Source organism: Nocardia farcinica (assembly GCF_029867845.1).
Lineage (GTDB): Bacteria > Actinomycetota > Actinomycetes > Mycobacteriales > Mycobacteriaceae > Nocardia > Nocardia farcinica_A.
Window position 1 is genome coordinate 1 of sequence record NZ_JARWRU010000757.1, and the last position, 1935, is coordinate 1935.

A 1935-nucleotide genomic window follows, 5' to 3' on the forward strand; every position below is an offset into this window, starting at 1 on the left:
CCCGCCCCCCGCCCCCCCCCGGGGGGGGGGGCCGCCCCGGCCGCCGCCCCCCCGCCCGCCCCCCCCCCCCCAAAACACCCCCCCCCGGGGCCCGGGCGCGGGGGGGGCGGGCCCCCCACACTCGGTCCGTGCGCACCCTCCTCGATCTCGTCCTCCCCGCGTCCTGCGGCGGCTGCGGTCGCCCCGGCACCGCCTGGTGCGCCCGCTGCGAGGCGGCGCTGGCGGGTCCGCCGGTGCGGGTGCGCCCGCGCACCGATCCCGGCGTGCCGTGCTGGGCGCTCGCCCCCTATGCCGGGCCTGCGCGTGCGGCGGTGCTCGCCGTCAAGGAACGCGGACGCCGCGATCTCGCCGGGCCGCTCGGGCGGGCGACGGCGCGCGGACTGGCCGGGCTGCGCACGCCGGGAGTGCCGCTGGCGCTGGTTCCCGCGCCGAGCAGACGCGCCGCGGCCAGGGTGCGCGGCGGCGATCCGGTGCTGCGGGTCGCGGAAATCTCGGCGCGGTGTCTGCGAAATTGCCGGGTATTTCCCGTGCTTCGGGTGTGGCGGGGTGTACACGATTCGGTGGGGTTGTCGCCCGGTGAGCGCTGGCAAAATCTGAGCGGCCGGGTATGGCTGCGTCCCGAGGCCGCCCCCGCGGCGTTGCGAGCCGGAAAATACCAGGTAGTGGTCTTGGACGATGTGCTGACCACCGGTGCGACGGCCGCCGAGTCGGTCCGCGTGCTCGAGGGTTCCGGCCTGCCGGTGGTGGCGTTTTTCGTGACGTGTGTGGCTTGACTCGAAGAAATTTGCGTGAACGGTGGCAAACCTCTCGTGGGCGGACTACCGTCGCGATCACACACCCGAACCGGGAGTTTGGAGGTGGCGCCTCGGAAACTTCGTGCCGTGTGATTTCCCGGCGTGAGCGGGCCTGAAGGGAGCTCGCACAACTCTCTCGCAGTCGATCAGCTGCCGGTTCTCGGATGTGCAGCCCGCGGTCGATCTGCACCCCGCGGTCTCCCCGCAGGGACGTTCCCGCCGGATCTCAGCAGTCTCGGTACGGCTCAACCCCGCCGCACGCACAAAGGTTGGTGCGGCCAGATCCGGGAGGTACGCGTGACGTCTTCACGACCTTCAGTGAAAGAACCCTCGACCATCTACGTGCCGGAAGTCGATGGCACGGCCGTCCCGATGGAAGCCGACGAATCCGCCGAGCGACCACGGCCGACCCGCGCGGAGATCGTCGTCAAGGGGCGCAATGTCGAAGTACCCGACCACTTCCGAATCTACGTCTCCGAGAAGCTCTCCCGGCTCGAACGCTTCGACCCGACGATCTTCCTGTTCGACGTGGAGCTGTTCCACGAGCGCAACCGCCGCCAGAAGAAGGCCTGCCAGCGCGTGGAGATCACCGCGCGGGGCAAGGGCCCGGTGGTGCGCGCCGAGGCCTGCGCCGACAGCTTCTACGCCGCCTTCGAGTCGGTGACCGCCAAGCTGGAGAGCAGGCTGCGCCGGATCAAGGACCGCAGGCGCGTGCACTACGGTGACAAGACCCCGCTCTCGGTCGCCGAGGCCACCGCGGCCCTGCCGCCCGACGCGCTGTTCGACCGGGGGTCGGACGGCAAGTCCGATCACGAGCACGACTACGTGGCGGAGGAGGACCTCGGTCCCGGCCACATCGTGCGCACCAAGGTGCACAAGGCCGAGCCCATGACGGTCGACGACGCCCTCTACCAGATGGAGTTGGTCGGCCACGACTTCTTCCTGTTCCACGACAAGGAGACCGACCGTCCGTCGGTGGTGTACCGGCGGCACGCCTACGACTACGGCCTGATCAGGCTGGCGTAGACGCCACGTCCGCACGGCCCGTCGCCCATCCGGCGGCGGGGGGGCGGCCCCAAGCGGGGCCCGGGGGGGGGACGCAGGGGGGGGGGGACGATGGGTGGGCCCCCCCCCCCGCCCC

Annotated in this window: 2 protein-coding genes; both read left to right on the forward strand. The window is 71.9% G+C overall.

The window, feature by feature from the left end; all coding sequences use genetic code 11:
* Nucleotides 1–128: 128 nt before the first annotated feature.
* Nucleotides 129–773 carry a ComF family protein gene (locus tag QH283_RS16580; protein ID WP_280503889.1) on the forward strand — a complete coding sequence of 215 codons (645 nt, stop codon included), beginning with the start codon at nucleotides 129–131 and terminating at the stop codon, nucleotides 771–773.
* Between the two features lie 393 nt (nucleotides 774–1166).
* Nucleotides 1167–1820 carry a ribosome hibernation-promoting factor, HPF/YfiA family gene (gene hpf / locus QH283_RS16585; protein ID WP_280503890.1) on the forward strand — a complete coding sequence of 218 codons (654 nt, stop codon included), beginning with the start codon at nucleotides 1167–1169 and terminating at the stop codon, nucleotides 1818–1820.
* The last annotated feature ends 115 nt before the right edge of the window (nucleotides 1821–1935 follow it).